This window comes from uncultured Comamonas sp. (assembly GCF_964277875.1).
Classification (GTDB): Bacteria; Pseudomonadota; Gammaproteobacteria; order Burkholderiales; family Burkholderiaceae_C; genus Comamonas; species Comamonas sediminis.
The window spans coordinates 172,938-188,636 of record NZ_CAXYJV010000047.1; the positions used below are offsets into that span (position 1 = coordinate 172,938).

A 15,699-nucleotide genomic window follows, 5' to 3' on the forward strand; every position below is an offset into this window, starting at 1 on the left:
CGCGCTGCGGGGCGGGTTGCGCCGCTTTTTTACTTGGCGCTCAGGTAGGCGTTGGAATAGGTCTTGGCCAGGTCAATGTGCGCGCTCTTCACATTGGGCTTGTAGGCCGACAGCACCTTGAGCACCGTCTCGGGGCCGCCTTCGGGCATCTTGCCGTCCTTGGTGTACATCGGCAGCGAGGCCTTCAGCGCCGCCACATACAGCTCCTTGTCGTTGCCGTAGTAGTCCTTGGGCATCTTGTCGGCGATGTCTTCGGCGCTGTGGCTGCTGATGTACTGCATGGTCTTGCCAAAGGCGCGGGCCAGCTTGGCCGCCTGGTCCTTGTGGCTGGCGGCCCATTCGTTGCGCACATACAGGCTGGCGGCAGGGTACAGGCCGCCCAGTGCGGCCTGGGTGCCCTCTTCGCTGCGCATGTCGACGAGCACCTTGGCGTCGCCGGTCTTGAGCATTTGCGACACGGTTGGTTCGGTGGTCATGCCGGCCTGGATGCGGTCCTGCTTCATGCCGGCGATGAAGGAGTTGCCAGCGCCCACGGGCAGCAGCGAGTAATCCTTGCTGGCCACGCCCTGCTTGTCGACCAGGTAGCGGGTCAGGAACTCGGTCGACGAGCCCAGGCCGGTGACGCCCAGGGTCTTGCCCTTGGCATCGGCCATCGACTGGAAGCCGCCTGCGGCCGCCTTGGTGGACACCAGCTCCACCTCACCGGGCACCTTGCAGAACACGGCAATGGCCTGGATCTCCTTGCCCTTGGCCTGCAGGTCGATGGTGTGGTCATAGAAGCCCACCACGCCTTGCACGGCCCCTGCGATCAGCTGGTTTTCCGCATCCACGCCGGCCGGCTGCGATTGCAACTCGACTTTCAGGCCCTCTTCCTTGAAATAGCCCAGCGACTCGGCCAGCTTGGCGGGCAGGTAGATGATCTTGTTGATGCCGCCCACCATGATGGTGACGGTGTCGTCGGCCGCCTGGGCAGCCGTGCTGGCCATGCAGCAGACAGCGGCAGCGGCAATGGCGGCCAGCGCGTTGCGGCGGGTAGCGTGGAATGGGGTCATGCAGTGTCTCCTTGACGTTGTGGTCCTGGCATCTTCAGCACAGCCGCCCTGGGCGACCGCATAATGCACCGGATAGGAACAGAGTCTAGAAACTGCACCCTTTCAGTGCGCTTTCGCTGCACCGCAGCATTTTTAGTGGTTATCCCTGATCTTTTTTGCTGGCCTTTGGTGCGCCACCCCCTCCGATGAAGATCCTTCTGGTCGAAGACAACCTGGAACTGGCCCAGTCCCTGGCCGGGCTGCTGCGCCAGCATGCCTTTGTGGTGGACCATGTGGACCGTGGCGACGCCGCTGACCAGCTGCTGAGCCAATCGCACTATGACCTGCTGCTGCTGGACCTGAACCTGCCCCAGCTCAGCGGCAAGGCGCTGCTGCGGCGCCTGCGCGAGCGCGGTGACAGCCTGCCGGTGATCGTGCTGACGGCGAGTGATTCGCTCGATCAGAAAGTGCTGTGCCTGGAGATTGGCGCCGATGACTACCTGGTCAAACCGGTGGAAGTGCGCGAGCTGCTGGCGCGCATGCAGGCCATTGCCAGGCGCCAGATGCCCGGGCGTGAGAACCATGTGCGCTGCGGCAACCTGCAGCTTGATCTGCGCACCCGCTTGTTCAGCGTGGCGGGCGAGGAGCTGGCCCTGCCGCCGCGCGAGCGCAGCGTGCTCGAAGCGCTGATGCTGCACAACGGCAGCGCGCTGCCCAAGCAGCGCTTGATGGCCGTGATCTACGGCATGGACGAAGAGGCCAGCGCCGACGCGGTGGACCTGTACGTGCACCGGCTGCGCAAGAAACTGCAGGCGAGCGACACGACGATCATGACCTTGCGCGGCGTGGGCTACCTGCTCAAGCAAAAACTGGCCGGCGGGGACTGAATGTTGCACAGCCTGCGCGCACGCCTGGCCCTGTGGCTACTGCTGCCGCTGGCGGTGCTGGTGGGCCTGTGCGGCTGGTTTGCCCATGAGCATGCCGAGGATGCCGCGGACTATGTGCAGGACCATGACCTGCTGTCATCGGCCAAGATCCTGGCCGACCGCCTGATCTGGGAGGACGGCGATGTGCGCGCCAGCGTGCCGCCCTCGGCGCTGAGCCTGTTCATGTCGCCGGCGCGCGACCATGTCTACCTGAGCGTGATGGACGCGCAAGGCCAGCTGCTGGCGGGCCAGCAGAACTTTCCGCAGCCGCCGCAACTGACGCTGAGCGGCAGCGACAACGCCCAGTGGTATGACGCCCTGTGGCAAGGCCAGCCGATCCGTGCCGTGATCACGCGCCGGGCCATGTATGACGTGGCCGGCGCGCGCGAGATCACCATCCTGGTCGGCAAGACCACGCACAGCCGCGACAACATGGTCCAGACCTTGTGGTGGCCGACGATGGAGTACCTGCTGTGGGCGCTGGCCGTGGCTGTGCTGGTGAGTGCCACCGCGTTGACCCTGGAGCTGCGCCCGCTGCTGCGCATGGCGCGCCAGCTGGCCGGGCGCCCGGCTGGGGATGTGGATTTTCACCTCGACTCGCGCCAGCTCCACCAGGAGCTGCGGCCGCTCGCCGATACCGTCAACCAGTTTGCCCGCACCATCCGCGCGCAGGTGGCGCGCCAGCGCCAGTTCATCTCGGATGCAGCGCACCAGCTGCGCACGCCGCTGGCCATCCAGGCCCATACCTTGGAACAGGCCTTGGGCCAGACGCCGGCCGAGTTGGCGGCCCTGTCGGTTGCGCAGCGCCTGGCCGTACTGCAACGGCTGCAGCGCAGCAACCAGCAATTGCTGAATGTGGCCAACCAGTTGTTGACCTTGGCACAGGCCGAGGCCGGCAATGCCGCACACGCGGCCCAACCGCCGCAATGGGTGGACCTGCGCGCGCTGTGCCTGCAGTGCCTGGAGGCGATGGCGCCGGCGGCCGACCTCAAGCAGATCGACCTGGGTTGGGAGGAAAGCGAAGCGCCTGCTGCGGCAACGGCAGATGCGGCCACCCGCGCTGCCGGCCCGCATGTGTTTTCGCTGTACACCAGCAGCCGTTTGTTGCCAGAGCTGATTGCCAACCTGGTGGACAACGCCATCCGCTACACCCCGCCGCAAGGCCAGGTCACGCTGGGCCTGGAGGCCAGCGCCGACAGCCTGCTGTTGTCGGTGCAGGACAATGGCCCGGGCATACCGGCCCAAAGCCGCGATCGGGTGCTGGAGCGCTTTTACCGCCTGGCCAATGACACGCCCGGTACCGGCCTGGGGCTGGCGATTGTGCAGGAGGTGGCACGCGCGACGGGCGCCAGCCTGCAACTGGCCGATGCGCAGCAGCGCTACACGCCGCCCTTTGGCCCGGGCCTGCGCATCAGCGTGCGCTTTGCACGCACGGCCGGCGCCGGTTGATACGGCTCAGAGGGCAGCGCGGGAGCCGCTCGGCGGGCCTGGGGCGGCTCAGGAAAATATGCTGAGACTCCTGGCATTGTCCTTGCCCTCGTACGGCGGAAAGACATCCAGGTCCTGGTCGGGATTGCCGATCAGCATCGCCTTGGTGTTGCTCAGCGCGTCGAAGCCCGCCTTGCCATAGTATTTGCCCATGCCGCTGTAGCCCACGCCGCCGAAGGGCAGGCTGTCGATCCAGCAGTGCAGATTGGTCTGGTTCACACAGCCGCCGCCGAACGACAAGCTGCCCAACACATAGTCGATGTGCGCCTGGTTCTGGCTGAAGATGTAGGCCGCCAGTGGCTTGGGTTTGCGTTTCATGACGCTGACGATGTCCTTCAGATCCGTATAGGGCATCACCGGAAGCACGGGGCCGAAGACCTCCTGCTGCATCGCAGGGTCGTCCCAGGTGGACGGGTAGAGCACGGTGGGTTCGACATAGCGAGCCTCGACGTCATAGCGGCCGCCGTGCACCACCTTATCAGCGACGATGTAGGAGGCAACGCGTTGCGCGTCGTGGCTGCTGATCATGCGGGCCAGGTCCGGGCTGTGCTGGGGATCGCTGCCGTACATCTTGACAATGGATGCCTTGAGCTTGGCGAGGAATGCCCGGGCCACGCTTTCATGCACATAGACATAGCCTGGCGCGATGCACCATTGGCCGGAGATGGCATTGTGGCCCCAGGCAATGCGGTCTGCGGCGGTATCCAGGTTGGCGGTCTCGTCGACGATGGTCGGGTTCTGGCCGCCCAGCTCCAGGATGACAGGCGTCAGGTTCTCGGCGGCTGCACGCATCACCACCTTGCCAACCGCAGAACTGCCGGTAAAGAAGATGAAATCGAACGGCAGCTCCAGCAACGCGCCGATTTCCTCACGGCCGCCGGTGACGATCGCCACATTCTCGGCCTCGAAATACCGAGGCACAAGTGTCTGAAACAGCGCAGCCGTCGCCGGCGTGGTGTTGGCGGGCTTGAGCACTACCGGGTTGCCCGCTGCAAGTGCAGCAATGGCAGGGTCGAGCAGCAGCAGCACAGGCGCATTGGAGGGCCCGATCACGAGCGTCGGTCCGTAGGGCTCCTTCAACACCAGGCCCCGGTTGCCGGTGGCCTCCAGGCCCTTGGGAATCTGCACGCGCTGGGGCGCCATCAAGGTGCCCAGGTTCTCGCGGTAGTACTTGATATTGCCCAGCGGCACGGTGATCTCGAACAGCTGCTCAAACGAGGGCTTGCGAAAATCGTCGTAGAGCGCCGCGCAGAATGCCTGTTGGTGCTCCAACAGCATCCGCTCCATCCGTTCGAGCTGGTCCAAGCGCCATGCCGCTGATTTGGTCTGGTCACTGAGAAAACGCGCCTTCTGGGCATCCAGAATAGGTTGGAACTTGTTTGCCATGGCGATGCGCTCCAAATGAAGGGCTTCCATCTGCGGTCGCTGAGCGCTTGCCGTCAGCACCGCAGCCGGGGTTTTTCATTGTGGCGGTGTGGCGCCATGGGCGCATTTGCTCGTCGCCCATTTGCTTTGCTTTGTCGGTGATGCCGGGCGAAGGCCGCTCTGCGCGGCACCACCTGCGCCACCACACCCGCCATCCGCCTGCAAGGAGCGCCAGCGCCAAGTGGGTGCCAACGCGGGCCGGGCGCTAAGCGCTGGCGCCAGGCCCCGCAGCGCCTGGCTGGCGTGCCAGTTCGATAAAGGCGCGCACATAGTCGATGGCCACCTCCGATTCCCGCGCGCCCAGAAAAATCTGCTTGGCAATGCCGTGCGGGCCCAGCCGCACCGGTACCACTGCCATCCTCGCAGCGTACTCCTCGACCAACCAGCGCGGCAGGGCGGCTACGCCACGGCCGCTGGCGACCATCTGAACCATGATGTCGGTGGTCTCAATCGCCTTGTGGCGGCGCGGCGTGACTCCGGCGGGCAGCAGGAACTGGTTGTAGATATCGAGCCGTTCGATGTCCACCGGGTAGCTGATCAGCACCTCTTGCGTGAGTTGCTCGGGCTTCACATAGGTGGCAGAGGCCAGCGCATGGCCACGGGGCACCACCAGCACCTGTTCATAGTCAAACACCGGCTCAAACCGCAGCCCGGGTTTGAACAGCGGATCGGGCGTGACCAGCAGGTCAATCTCGTAGCCGAACAGCGCACCAATGCCGCCGAACTGGAATTTCTGCTTCACGTCCACCTCCACATCCGGCCAGGCGGCCAGATATGGCGAGACGACCTTGAGCAGCCACTGGTAGCAGGGATGGCATTCCATGCCAATGCGCAGCGCCCCGCGCTCGCCCTGCGCAAACTGGCCCAGACGCGCTTCGGCCAGATCCAGCTGTGGCAGCACACGGTTGGCCACCGCCAGCAGGTACTGGCCGGCCTGCGTCAGGCGCAGGCTGCGGCCCTCCCGCAGCCACACCGCTGTGCCCAATTGCTGCTCCAGCTTTTTCATGCTGTGGCTCAGTGCGGATTGGGTCAGGTTCAGCACACCTGCAGCGGCCGTGAGCGAGCCCTGCTTTTCGACCTGCTGGACGATGCTGAGATGGATACGTTCAAGCATTCAAATGAACCATATTCATGGATATATGAGATAAAACCATTTTACTTCATGGATTGCACGTTCTAACATCCGGCCCATCGACCTGAGCGGTCTGGGCTGAAACAGCCCATACGGCCCGAAGGCCCGCAGACATCCACGATCGGACCCGCATGAGCAGCGACTTTTCCTTCAGCATCGAGCGCCTGCGTTTTGATGAGCACTACCGGCCATCGGACAGCACGCGCATCACCACCAACTTTGCCAACCTGGCCCGGGGCGAAAACCGGCAGCAGAACCTGCGCAACACCTTGCGGATGATCGACAACCGCTTCAACGCGCTGGCGCACTGGGACAATCCAGAGGCCGACCGCTATGCGGTGGAGCTGGACATCGTTTCCGTGGCACTGCACTGGGGCACGCAGCAGCACGGCGAGGCGTTTCCGCTGATCGAGATGCTGCAGACCCACATCCTTGACCTGCACACGGGCCAGCGCAGCGACGGCATCGTCGGCAATAACTTCTCGTCCTATGTGCGGGATTACGATTTCAGCGTGCTGCTGCCTGCGCACAACCTGAACCGGACCGGCTTCAGCACGCCCGCGCATTTTGGCCTTCTGCATGGGCAGCTGTTCCAGCAGTTCATCCGGTCGGACACGTACCAGGCCAGTTTCCGCAAGGCTCCGGTGATCTGCATCAGCGCGTCGACCAGCAAGGTCTACCAGCGCACCGGCAACCAGCACCCGGTGCTGGGCATCGAGTACCGGCAAAACGAGGACTCGCCGACGGACCACTACTTTGCCAAGATGGGCATGCAGGTGCGCTTCTTCATGCCCGCCCACAGCGTGGCGCCGCTGGCCTTCTACTTCCACGGCGACCTGCTGGGCGACTACTCCAGCCTGGAGCTGATCGCCACCATCAGCACGATGGAGACCTTCCAGAAGATTTACCGCCCGGAGATCTACAACGCCAATGCAGCCGCCGGCGCGCGCTACCAGCCGAGCCTGAAGCACGAGGACTACTCGCTGACGCAGATCGTCTATGACCGCGAAGAGCGCAGCGCGCTGGCTGTCAAGCAAGGCCGATTTGCCGAAGAGCATTTCATCAAACCCTACCAGCGCATGCTGCAGCAAGCGAGCGCTGCGGCAACGGTCTGACGGCAGCGCCCGGCGCGCTGGACCAGCCGCATCGCCTTGCCCTGCCCTGCCCTGCCCGGTGTCACCTATGGCACCCGGTTGCGCGACCGGGTCAGCACAATGCGCTGGACACAGGCCTGCCTGACTCCCCATTTTTTTGAAAGGAAATCCCCCATGTTCGAAACCTCCATTGCGGGCAGTCTGCCCAAACCCGCCTGGCTGGCCGAAACCAACAAGCTCTGGCCCCAGTGGATGGCAGAAGGCGATGCACTGCGCCAGGCCAAGGCCGATGCGACGCTGCTGTGGATCAAGGCCCAGGAAGATGCCGGCCTGGACATCGTTGGCGACGGCGAGCAGGCACGCCAGCACTTTGTGCATGGCTTTCTGGAGCAGGTCGAGGGGATCGACTTCGACAACAAGGTGAAGATGGGCATCCGCGACAACCGCTACGACGCGATGGTGCCGCAGGTGGTAGCGGCCTTGCGCCTCAAGGGGCGCGTGCATGCGTTCGAAGCGCAGCTGGCACGCGCCCATACCCGGAAAAAGCTCAAGTTCACCCTGCCCGGCCCGATGACGATTGTGGACACCGTGGCGGACCGCTTCTATGGCGACAAGGTCAAGATGGCCATGGCCTTTGCCGAGTTGCTCAACCAGGAGGCGCTGGCACTGCAGGCCGATGGCGTGGACATCATCCAGTTCGACGAGCCGGCCTTCAACGTCTATATGAAGGACGCAGCCGACTGGGGCGTTCAGGCACTGGAGCGCGCCGCGCAGGGCCTCACCTGCACCACCGCCGTGCACATCTGCTACGGCTACGGCATCAAGGCCAATACCGACTGGAAGAGCACCTTGGGCGATGAATGGCGCCAGTACGAGACGGTGTTCCCCGCCCTGGCGCGCAGCAGCATCGACCAGGTCAGCCTGGAATGCATCCACTCGCATGTACCACCTGACCTGATGAAGCTGCTCGCCGGCAAGGATGTGATGGTCGGGGTGATCGATGTTGCCAGCGACACCATCGAGACGCCCGAGGAAGTGGCCGACACCATCGCCCGGGCACTGGAATTTGTGCCCAAGGAACGCCTCTTTCCCTGCACCAATTGCGGTCTGGCACCGATGTCCCGTGACGTGGCCTGGGCCAAGCTCAAGGCGCTGGCGGCGGGCACACGGCTGGCCAAGGAGCGCTTGGCCGCCGCTTGACCCCAGCCTAGCCTGCCGATGTCGGCCGGGCGATAGCGCAGCAGACACCAAGCGGGTTTTGGAGGCAGTGAAGCCCAGCCTCGTCCTACAGACGCTGGCAGGGCAATTGGCGAAGATGGCGGCCCACCATCACCGGGGAACCGCATGGATACCATCAACAACAACACCGCGGCCGATCCGACGCCTCCTTCGCCGCCCCTGATACCGACACAAAGCGGCACCTTGGAGCTGCACGACATCACCATCGTCGACAAGGTCAAGCTCAAGAAAGCCATCTCTGCAGCCGCATTGGGCAATGCGATGGAGTGGTTCGACTTCGGCGTCTACGGCTTTGTGGCCTTTGCACTGGGCAAGGTGTTCTTTCCCGATGCCTCGGCCAGCGTGCAGATGATTGCCGCGCTGGGCACGTTCTCTATTCCGTTCCTCGTGCGGCCTCTGGGCGGTCTATTCTTTGGCGTGATGGGTGACAAGTTCGGCCGCCAGAAGGTGCTGTCGATCACCATCATCATCATGGCCGCCAGCACCTTCTGTATCGGCCTGATACCGTCCTATGCCAGCATAGGCATCTGGGCGCCCATCCTGCTGCTGCTGTGCAAGCTCGCGCAAGGGTTTTCGGTCGGAGGGGAATACACCGGCGCTGCCATTTTTGTCGCCGAGTTTGCGCCGGACCGCAAACGCGGCTTTCTGGGCAGCTTTCTCGACTTCGGCTCGATCGTCGGCTTTGTCACCGGTGCCGGCGTGGTGGTCTTGCTGCAAAGCCTGCTGAGCGAAGCGCGCTTTCTGGAATGGGGCTGGCGGGTGCCCTTCTTCCTGGCCGCACCGCTGGGGCTGGTAGGCCTGTATCTGCGCCATGCGGCCGAAGAGACCCCTGCGTTTCAGCAGCAGCTCGACCAGATGGAAAAGGACGACCAGGAGGATGTGGAAAACCGCCCCCGCATCTCGTTCAAGGAAATCGCAACGCGTTACTGGCGCCCGCTGCTGGTGTCCGTGGGTCTGGTACTCACCACCAACATCACGTACTACATGCTGCTGACCTACATGCCCAGCTACCTGTCGCATAACCTGCAGTACTCGGAGGACCACGGGGTGCTGATCATCATCGCGGTGATGATCGGCATGCTGTTTGTGCAGCCGGTCATCGGCCTGGCCAGCGACCGCGTCGGACGCAAGCCCTTTGTGATCTTCGGCTCCATCGGCTTGCTGGTGCTGGCCTTCCCCGCATTCAAGCTGATCATCAACGGCCAGATCGCGCTGATCTTTGTCGGCCTGTTCATGCTGGCCATTGTGCTGAACTGCTTTACCGGTGTGATGGCGTCGACCTTGCCGGCCATGTTCCCCACCCGCATCCGCTACAGCGCGCTGGCGGCATCGTTCAACATCGCCATCATCGTCGCCGGTCTCACGCCCACGATCACCGCTGCGCTGGTCGATACCACCGGTAGCCTGTACCTGCCGGCCTACTACCTGATGTTCGTTGCGGTCATCGGTATCATCACCGGCATCTTCATGAAGGAAACCGCCAACCGCCCGTTGCGCGGCGCCACCCCGGCAGCCTCCAGCAAAAAAGAGGCCAAGGAGCTGCTGATTCAGACGCTGGACCATATCGAGCAAAGTGTCGAGGAGATCGATGGCGAGATCGCGAAGCTGCAAGCGCAGATCGCTGAGCTGGAGTTGCGCAAACAGAAGTACATCGACCTGCACCCTCGCCTGGATTGACAGCAGGCACTGCGCGTGGCGCGCAGTGGCCCGGTACCGCCTTCCACCGCCGCAGTGGCAAGGGCCCGGCTAGCGCACCAGCCCGCAGAGCCGATGGAACGCGCTGTCCATCTCCGCGACCAGTGCCTGCATCTGCGCGGCCACCGTCGTAGGCCCCCGAATGCCGAACACGCTCTGCCCGGCCGCCTCGTAGATCAGCGAGGCGCTGTTGTGTTCGTGGATGGAGGCAAACACATCGCCGGTCAGCGCCTGCTGGTGTGGCATGCCCAGCGGCGCCGGCGCATCGGCCTCTTCCCAGGCATCGATCCAGGCACTGCGCACCACGCGGCAAGGCTTGCCGCTGTGGGCGCGGGAGATGACGGTATCTTCGCTGCTGCTGGCGATCAGCCGGTCCAGCAACGCAGCGGGCGTGTGGTTCTCTTGCGCGGCCATCCACAAGGTGCCCAGCCAGGCGCCCTGCGCGCCGCTGCAGATGCTGCCCAGCACCTGCGCACCGGTGGCGATGCCGCCAGCGGCCAGCACGGGCGTGTTCTGTGCCACTTCCACAATCTGCGGCAGCAGCGACATGGTGCCCACCGTGCCGGTATGGCCCCCCGCGTCATAGCCCTGGGCCACCAGCACGTCTACGCCCATGTCCAGTGCCTTGCGTGCATGGCGTACTGAGCCGATCAGCGAGAACGTGAGCTTGCCTCGGCGCTTGGCCTCGGTAATCAGCTCGGCACGCAGGCCGATGGCGGTTGCTACCGCGCAGGCCTGGGAGTTCAGCACCGCATCGATCTGCGCTTGGAACAGCGCCTCCGAGCGCGCATGGGCGGTAAAAAAGCTGGGCTGGCTGGGCGGCTGGATCGCAAAGCGCTGCCGCAGCCCCGCCACAAACGCGACATGCGCGGGCGGCAGCGCCGCCTGCAGGCTTTGCGGATCGGCCTGGCTGGGCACATGGGCGGGCAGCATCAGGTCAATGCCATAGGGCAGGCCCGCCAGGCGCTGCTCGACATCGCGCACGATGGCCGGAATATCCTGCGGCGCATCGCGCGCAAGCCCCAGCACCGGAAAGCCGCCAGCCTTGGCAATGGCGACCACGACGTCGGGCTCGTGCGAGAAACCAAAGATCGGATGCGCTATGCCCAGGCGCTGGCAGAGCGGTGTTTGAAATTGCGGCATGGTGCTGGCCTTGTCAGAATGCTGCCATCAGTTCGGCTCAATGCCGGCCTGCTGGATGACCTGGCCCCACTTCTCGCTCTCCTGCGCGATGAAGCTATCGAACTGCTCGGCGTTCTGCGGTGCCAGCTCCATGCCCAGCGATTCGAGCTTGGTCTTGACATCGGGCTGCGCGAGGATTTGCGCAATATCGGCCGACAGCTTTTGCAGCACGGGCGCCGGTGTGTTGGCCGGGGCCACAAAGCCAAACCAGGTGCCCACGTTGTAGCGGGGCAGTTGCGCCGCTTCGGCCACGGTCGGCAGATCGGGCGATGCGCTGGAGCGCTTGGCAGTGGTGACGGCCAAGGCGCGCAGCTTGCCGCTTTTGACATGCGGAATCGCGAGCGCCGAGGTCAGCGGCATCATGTTGACCCGGCCGGAGAGCAGGTCGTTCAAGGCCTCGGACTGGCCTTTGTAGGGCACATGTGCGAGCGCGATATGGGCCTCTTGCGCCAGCAGCTCGCCCGACAGGTGGTTGGAGGTGCCCAGGCCGGCGGTGGCATAGGTCAGCGGTGGCGCGCTCTTCTTGGCCAGCGCGACGAACTCGGCCATGGTCTTGGCTGGCAGGCTGGGGTGCACGACGATGATATTGGGCACATAGCCAAAGCCGGCAATGGCCTTGAAGTCGCGCACGGGGTTCCAGGAGATGCTCTTTTGCAGCGCGGGCGCCACCGCATGGCTGGGGCTGACCGCCAGCAGGGTGTAGCCATCAGGCGCCGATTTGGCGACATAGTCGGTGCCGATGGAGCCGCCCGCGCCCGTCTTGTTCTCCACGATAAAGGGCTTGCCGTATTGGGTAGAGAGTTTGTCGCTGATGATGCGCGCGACCGAATCGACCACCCCGCCCGCCGAGAATGGAACAATGACCTTGACCGGCTTGGCGGGATAGCCTTCCGCCTGGGGCTGCGCCTGCGCAAGCGCAGTGGCGGCCAGACTGCACGCCAGCAAGGCGCGTGCCGCATGGGCGAGGGATGGGATGGTCTGCATGGCTGTGTCTCCTGAGAAGGGTGGATTGCGCTTTTGTCGGTCTGCTCTCGTTGTTGTCTCTGCGCGCGGTGCTGTTAAGCCGCTAAGCAGTCAGCGCCGCCATCGTGCGTTTGGCGATGTTGGTGATGTGGACCTGGCTGGTGCCTTCGTAGAGCCGGAACAGGCGCACATCGCGGTAGAAGCGCTCGGCCACATTGCCGGCCACATAGCCGCTGCCGCCGAAGATCTGCACGGCCCGGTCGGCCACACGGCCGCAGGTCTCGGAGGCAAAGAGCTTGCACATGGACGCTTCCATCGTCACGTCCTGGCCCTCGTCGCGCTTGCGGGCGGTCTCCAGCACCAGTGCGCGGGCGGCATGCACCTCGGTATTGCTCTCGGCAATCAGCTGCTGCACCAGTTGGAACTCGCTGATCGGCTGGCCAAACTGCTGGCGGCGCTGCGCTTGCTGGGCCATCTCCTGCACCAGGCGGATGGCGGGGCCCACGCAGAGACCGGCGAGGTTGATGCGTTGCTTGTTGAGCGCGCGCATGGCCGTGCGAAAGCCCTTGCCCTCCAGGCCGCCCACGATGGCGCTTTCATGCACGCGCACCTGGTCCAGTACCACCTCACCCACGGGCGAGCCATGCTGGCCCATCTTGCGCATCGCCGGTGGTGTGGACAGCCCTGGCGTGCCGCGCTCGATCAGAAAAGCACTGATGCCGTTGGCGCCCTTGCTGCCGGGCTCGGACCGGGCAAACACGGTGAACAGGTTGGCAATTGGCGCATTGGTGATGAAGCACTTGCGCCCGCTGATGACAAAATGCGCGCCATCGCGCACGGCGGTGGTCCGCAGCGCGGTGGCGTCAGAGCCGGCCTCGGGCTCGGTCAGCGCAAAGCAGCCCGTCACCTCGCCGCTGGCCAGCAGCGGCAGGTACTGGCGCTTCTGCGCCTCGGTCCCATCGACCACCAGCGACTCCGACGCAATACCGGTATTGCCGCCAAAGCGCGCGCGGAAGGTGGTCGCTACCTGCGAGACCTCAATATTGACCAGGGCCAGCTCCTCGGTCGTCAGGCCCGCGCCGCCATAGGCCTCGGGGATGCTGTGGCCAAACAGACCCAGCTCGCGCATGCGCTGCACCACCGGCTCGGGGATCAGGTCCTGCGCATCGACCTGTTCCTCGATCGGCTGGCATTCACTGCGTAGAAAGCTGCGCAGCTCGGCCAGCATCGCTTCAAACGTCTGGGGGTCTCGGATCATCACTCTTCTTTCTGAGGTTGTGGACCGGCGCTGGTTACCGGGCTTGGGGTTCTCAAGCCCTAGCGTATGCCCAGCGCCAGTTCCAGTTGAAAAACGGCTTCCTTGAGGAGCGGTGCCACCTCGCGGGTGAGTAGGTTCTTGGACGCACGGTGGGTGGACAAGGTGCAGTTCAGCGCCACCGGCAAACCGCCCAGATGGGTGCGCACCGGCACGGCAATCGCATGGATCTCCTTGCGCCAGTCGCCCTTGGAGTGGCAGTAGCCCTCGTCCTTGAAGCGCGCTACATCGGCCTGCCAGTTGGGCAGCTGGGCGTCGTACTCTGCACGGTCCTTGACCTGGAGGTAATTGAGGATGGCGCGCTGCTCGGCCGCCGGGCAGGCCAGGATCAGCGCCCGGCCTATGGCGCTGGACAGCAGCGGGCGGGTGGAGCCAATATCGGGCAGGTGCTGGTTGGTGGAATCAGCCCGCACTGAGTCGATATAGACCACCAGATCGCGGTCGCGCACGCCCATGTTGACGGTGCAGCCGGTGCTGCGCGCCAGCGACTCCATCAGCGGCTTGGCCGATTGGCGCACGGCCATGCTGGCCAGCAGCGGATGGCCGAGCGACAGCACGCCGGGGCCGAGCCGGTACTTTTGCAGCTGGCCGTCGCGGCTCAGATAGCCCAGCAAGGTGAGCGTATAGGTCAGCCGCGAGACGGTGGGCTTGGGCAGCCCGGTGCGGTCGGCAATCTCCCGGTTGCCCAGCACCGGGCTGGCCGGTGTGAACGCGCGCAGCACCTCCAGACCGCGTGCCAGGTTCATCGAGAACTGGCGGTCTTGCGTGAGGTCATGGGGGCTGACGAGGCCGGGCAGGGAGATGGTGTTCACGGGGCGTTGGGCGGTGGTTCGTGAGGTCATGATTGGGCGGCAGCCTTTCCAGGTCAATCGTTTGAGCCGAGTGTTTCGCTCAGCGAAACATGCTATTGCAGCCGCCATTCCGCTGTGGGACAAAGCGGCTATTGCGCTTACTGCACGAAGAGTTTTCATGACCCACCACAAGACCAAGACCCACCCGGGCTCGCTGGCCGGCGTACGCATCCTGGACATGGCCACGGTGCTGGCTGCACCGAGCGGCGCGACAATGTGCGCCGACCATGGCGCCGATGTCGTCAAGCTGGAGCTGCCCGATGGCAACGATGCACTGCGCCACATGCAGCCCATCAAGAATGGATCACCGCTGTGGTGGAAGGTGGCCAACCGGGGCAAGCGCGGCATCACCCTGGATGTGCGCAAACCGCAGGGGCGCGAGCTTCTGCTGGCCATGCTGGCGCAGTTCGATGTGCTGGTGGAGAACTTTCGCACCGGCAGCCTGGACCGCTGGGACCTGGACATTGCCACCCTGCACCGCGCCAACCCGCGCCTCATCGTGGTGCGGCTGACCGGCTTTGGCCAGACAGGCCCCTACCGCGCCCGCGCCGGCTTTGCGCGGGTGTTCGAGGCGATGAGCGGCTTCACCAACCTGACAGCACCGGCGGGCGGCGCGCCGATGCACAGCAACTACCCGATCGGCGATGCGGTGGCCGGCATCTTCTGTGCGTTCTCGATCGCCGCAGAAATGGCCCGCCTGCGTGCCGACCCCGAGGCCCGGGGCGTGGAGGTGGACCTGTCGGCCACCGAGGCGCTGTTCCGCATTCTGGACCCGCTGCCCGTCGAGCATGAACAGCTGGGCCTGGCCCGGCGCGGCGAAGGCAATTTGGCCACCTACACGGCGCCGTCGAATATGTACCGCAGTGCCGATGGCGTGTTCTTCTCGATGGTGGCCTCGTCCCAGGCCGTCTGGCTGCGGCTGTGCAAGGCCATGGACAAGGCCCAGCTGGCCGAGGACCCGCGCTTTGACAGCCTGCCCCATCGCGTGGCCCATGTGCATGCGCTCGACGCCATCGTCAGCGGCTGGTTTGCCGAGCATAGTTTTGCGCTGATCAGCCAGAAGCTGGAGGCCGGCGAGATCCCGTTCAGCAAGGTCTATGACATCGCCGACATCGAGGCGGACCCGCATTTTCAGGCACGCGAGGCCATCATCCGCCTGCCCGATGCCGACCATGGCAGCCTGCCTGCGCCCTGCATTGTTCCGCGCATTATCGGCCGCGACATGCCGGTGCCCCGCACCGGCCCGGCGCTGGGCGAGCACAACGCCGAGGTCTATGCGGTGTTGGGCGTATCGGCCGATGCGCTGGCACAGCTGCGCGCGCAGGGCGTGGTTTGACCGAACACCTTTTCAGGAGAAC

General features: G+C 64.6%; 13 protein-coding genes. 6 read left to right on the forward strand and 7 right to left on the reverse strand.

All coding sequences use genetic code 11. The annotated features are described in order from the left end of the window. Positions 1 to 29 precede the first annotated feature (29 nt). Complete coding sequence (locus ACHWUQ_RS19650) at positions 30 to 986, reverse strand: ABC transporter substrate-binding protein (RefSeq protein WP_312410630.1); 957 nt, start codon at positions 984 to 986, stop codon at positions 30 to 32. 251 nt (positions 987 to 1,237) lie between these two features. On the opposite strand from ACHWUQ_RS19650, the gene ACHWUQ_RS19655 reads away from it, so the two are divergent. Together ACHWUQ_RS19655 and ACHWUQ_RS19660 are read left to right on the forward strand one after the other, a co-directional pair. After that, positions 1,238 to 1,918 (forward strand): response regulator, encoded by a 681-nt coding sequence (locus ACHWUQ_RS19655; protein WP_394682170.1) that lies wholly within the window; start codon positions 1,238 to 1,240, stop codon positions 1,916 to 1,918. Beyond that, positions 1,919 to 3,406, forward strand: a complete 1,488-nt coding sequence (locus ACHWUQ_RS19660) for a sensor histidine kinase (protein WP_394682171.1) — start codon at positions 1,919 to 1,921, stop codon at positions 3,404 to 3,406. A 48-nt stretch (positions 3,407 to 3,454) separates the two neighbouring features. Here ACHWUQ_RS19660 and ACHWUQ_RS19665 read toward each other — a convergent pair whose 3' ends face one another. Both ACHWUQ_RS19665 and ACHWUQ_RS19670 read right to left on the reverse strand, forming a co-directional pair. Beyond that, on the reverse strand, positions 3,455 to 4,831 hold the full coding sequence (locus ACHWUQ_RS19665; RefSeq protein WP_394682172.1) for an aldehyde dehydrogenase family protein: 1,377 nt from the start codon (positions 4,829 to 4,831) through the stop codon (positions 3,455 to 3,457). A gap of 244 nt (positions 4,832 to 5,075) precedes the next feature. Next, positions 5,076 to 5,984 carry a LysR family transcriptional regulator gene (locus ACHWUQ_RS19670; protein ID WP_394682173.1) on the reverse strand — a complete coding sequence of 303 codons (909 nt, stop codon included), beginning with the start codon at positions 5,982 to 5,984 and terminating at the stop codon, positions 5,076 to 5,078. 149 nt (positions 5,985 to 6,133) lie between these two features. Here ACHWUQ_RS19670 and ACHWUQ_RS19675 point away from each other — a divergent pair, with 149 nt between their 5' ends. From ACHWUQ_RS19675 to proP, 3 genes are all read left to right on the forward strand, one after another. Next, complete coding sequence (locus ACHWUQ_RS19675) at positions 6,134 to 7,117, forward strand: DUF1852 domain-containing protein (protein ID WP_394682174.1); 984 nt, start codon at positions 6,134 to 6,136, stop codon at positions 7,115 to 7,117. A gap of 153 nt (positions 7,118 to 7,270) precedes the next feature. Beyond that, positions 7,271 to 8,296, forward strand: coding sequence for a methionine synthase (locus tag ACHWUQ_RS19680; RefSeq protein WP_394682175.1), 1,026 nt, complete (start codon positions 7,271 to 7,273; stop codon positions 8,294 to 8,296). Positions 8,297 to 8,440: 144 nt separating this feature from the next. Then, positions 8,441 to 10,012 (forward strand): glycine betaine/L-proline transporter ProP, encoded by a 1,572-nt coding sequence (gene proP, locus ACHWUQ_RS19685; protein ID WP_394682176.1) that lies wholly within the window; start codon positions 8,441 to 8,443, stop codon positions 10,010 to 10,012. A gap of 69 nt (positions 10,013 to 10,081) precedes the next feature. On the opposite strand, the gene ACHWUQ_RS19690 is transcribed toward proP, so the two are convergent. The 4 genes from ACHWUQ_RS19690 to ACHWUQ_RS19705 all read right to left on the reverse strand — a co-directional run bounded on the left by ACHWUQ_RS19690 (position 10,082) and on the right by ACHWUQ_RS19705 (position 14,332). Further along, on the reverse strand, positions 10,082 to 11,173 hold the full coding sequence (locus ACHWUQ_RS19690; protein ID WP_394682177.1) for an NAD(P)H-dependent flavin oxidoreductase: 1,092 nt from the start codon (positions 11,171 to 11,173) through the stop codon (positions 10,082 to 10,084). 27 nt (positions 11,174 to 11,200) lie between these two features. Next, on the reverse strand, positions 11,201 to 12,196 hold the full coding sequence (locus ACHWUQ_RS19695; RefSeq protein WP_394682178.1) for a tripartite tricarboxylate transporter substrate binding protein: 996 nt from the start codon (positions 12,194 to 12,196) through the stop codon (positions 11,201 to 11,203). 82 nt (positions 12,197 to 12,278) lie between these two features. Beyond that, on the reverse strand, positions 12,279 to 13,433 hold the full coding sequence (locus tag ACHWUQ_RS19700; protein WP_312525285.1) for an acyl-CoA dehydrogenase family protein: 1,155 nt from the start codon (positions 13,431 to 13,433) through the stop codon (positions 12,279 to 12,281). A 59-nt stretch (positions 13,434 to 13,492) separates the two neighbouring features. Continuing rightward, entirely contained in the window at positions 13,493 to 14,332 is an 840-nt protein-coding gene (locus ACHWUQ_RS19705; RefSeq protein ID WP_394682179.1) for an IclR family transcriptional regulator, read from the reverse strand. Positions 14,333 to 14,459: 127 nt separating this feature from the next. Between ACHWUQ_RS19705 and ACHWUQ_RS19710 the strand changes: the two genes are divergently transcribed. Continuing rightward, on the forward strand, positions 14,460 to 15,677 hold the full coding sequence (locus ACHWUQ_RS19710; protein WP_394682180.1) for a CaiB/BaiF CoA transferase family protein: 1,218 nt from the start codon (positions 14,460 to 14,462) through the stop codon (positions 15,675 to 15,677). Positions 15,678 to 15,699: the final 22 nt, after the last annotated feature.

Coding starts and splice junctions, on each gene's coding strand:
- ACHWUQ_RS19650 (WP_312410630.1), bottom strand. CDS start 986: ATGGCCAGCACGGCTGCCCAGGCGGCCGACGACACCGTCACCATCATG.
- ACHWUQ_RS19655 (WP_394682170.1), top strand. CDS start 1,238: ATGAAGATCCTTCTGGTCGAAGACAACCTGGAACTGGCCCAGTCCCTG.
- ACHWUQ_RS19660 (WP_394682171.1), top strand. CDS start 1,919: ATGTTGCACAGCCTGCGCGCACGCCTGGCCCTGTGGCTACTGCTGCCG.
- ACHWUQ_RS19665 (WP_394682172.1), bottom strand. CDS start 4,831: ATGGCAAACAAGTTCCAACCTATTCTGGATGCCCAGAAGGCGCGTTTT.
- ACHWUQ_RS19670 (WP_394682173.1), bottom strand. CDS start 5,984: ATGCTTGAACGTATCCATCTCAGCATCGTCCAGCAGGTCGAAAAGCAG.
- ACHWUQ_RS19675 (WP_394682174.1), top strand. CDS start 6,134: ATGAGCAGCGACTTTTCCTTCAGCATCGAGCGCCTGCGTTTTGATGAG.
- ACHWUQ_RS19680 (WP_394682175.1), top strand. CDS start 7,271: ATGTTCGAAACCTCCATTGCGGGCAGTCTGCCCAAACCCGCCTGGCTG.
- proP (WP_394682176.1), top strand. CDS start 8,441: ATGGATACCATCAACAACAACACCGCGGCCGATCCGACGCCTCCTTCG.
- ACHWUQ_RS19690 (WP_394682177.1), bottom strand. CDS start 11,173: ATGCCGCAATTTCAAACACCGCTCTGCCAGCGCCTGGGCATAGCGCAT.
- ACHWUQ_RS19695 (WP_394682178.1), bottom strand. CDS start 12,196: ATGCAGACCATCCCATCCCTCGCCCATGCGGCACGCGCCTTGCTGGCG.
- ACHWUQ_RS19700 (WP_312525285.1), bottom strand. CDS start 13,433: ATGATCCGAGACCCCCAGACGTTTGAAGCGATGCTGGCCGAGCTGCGC.
- ACHWUQ_RS19705 (WP_394682179.1), bottom strand. CDS start 14,332: ATGACCTCACGAACCACCGCCCAACGCCCCGTGAACACCATCTCCCTG.
- ACHWUQ_RS19710 (WP_394682180.1), top strand. CDS start 14,460: ATGACCCACCACAAGACCAAGACCCACCCGGGCTCGCTGGCCGGCGTA.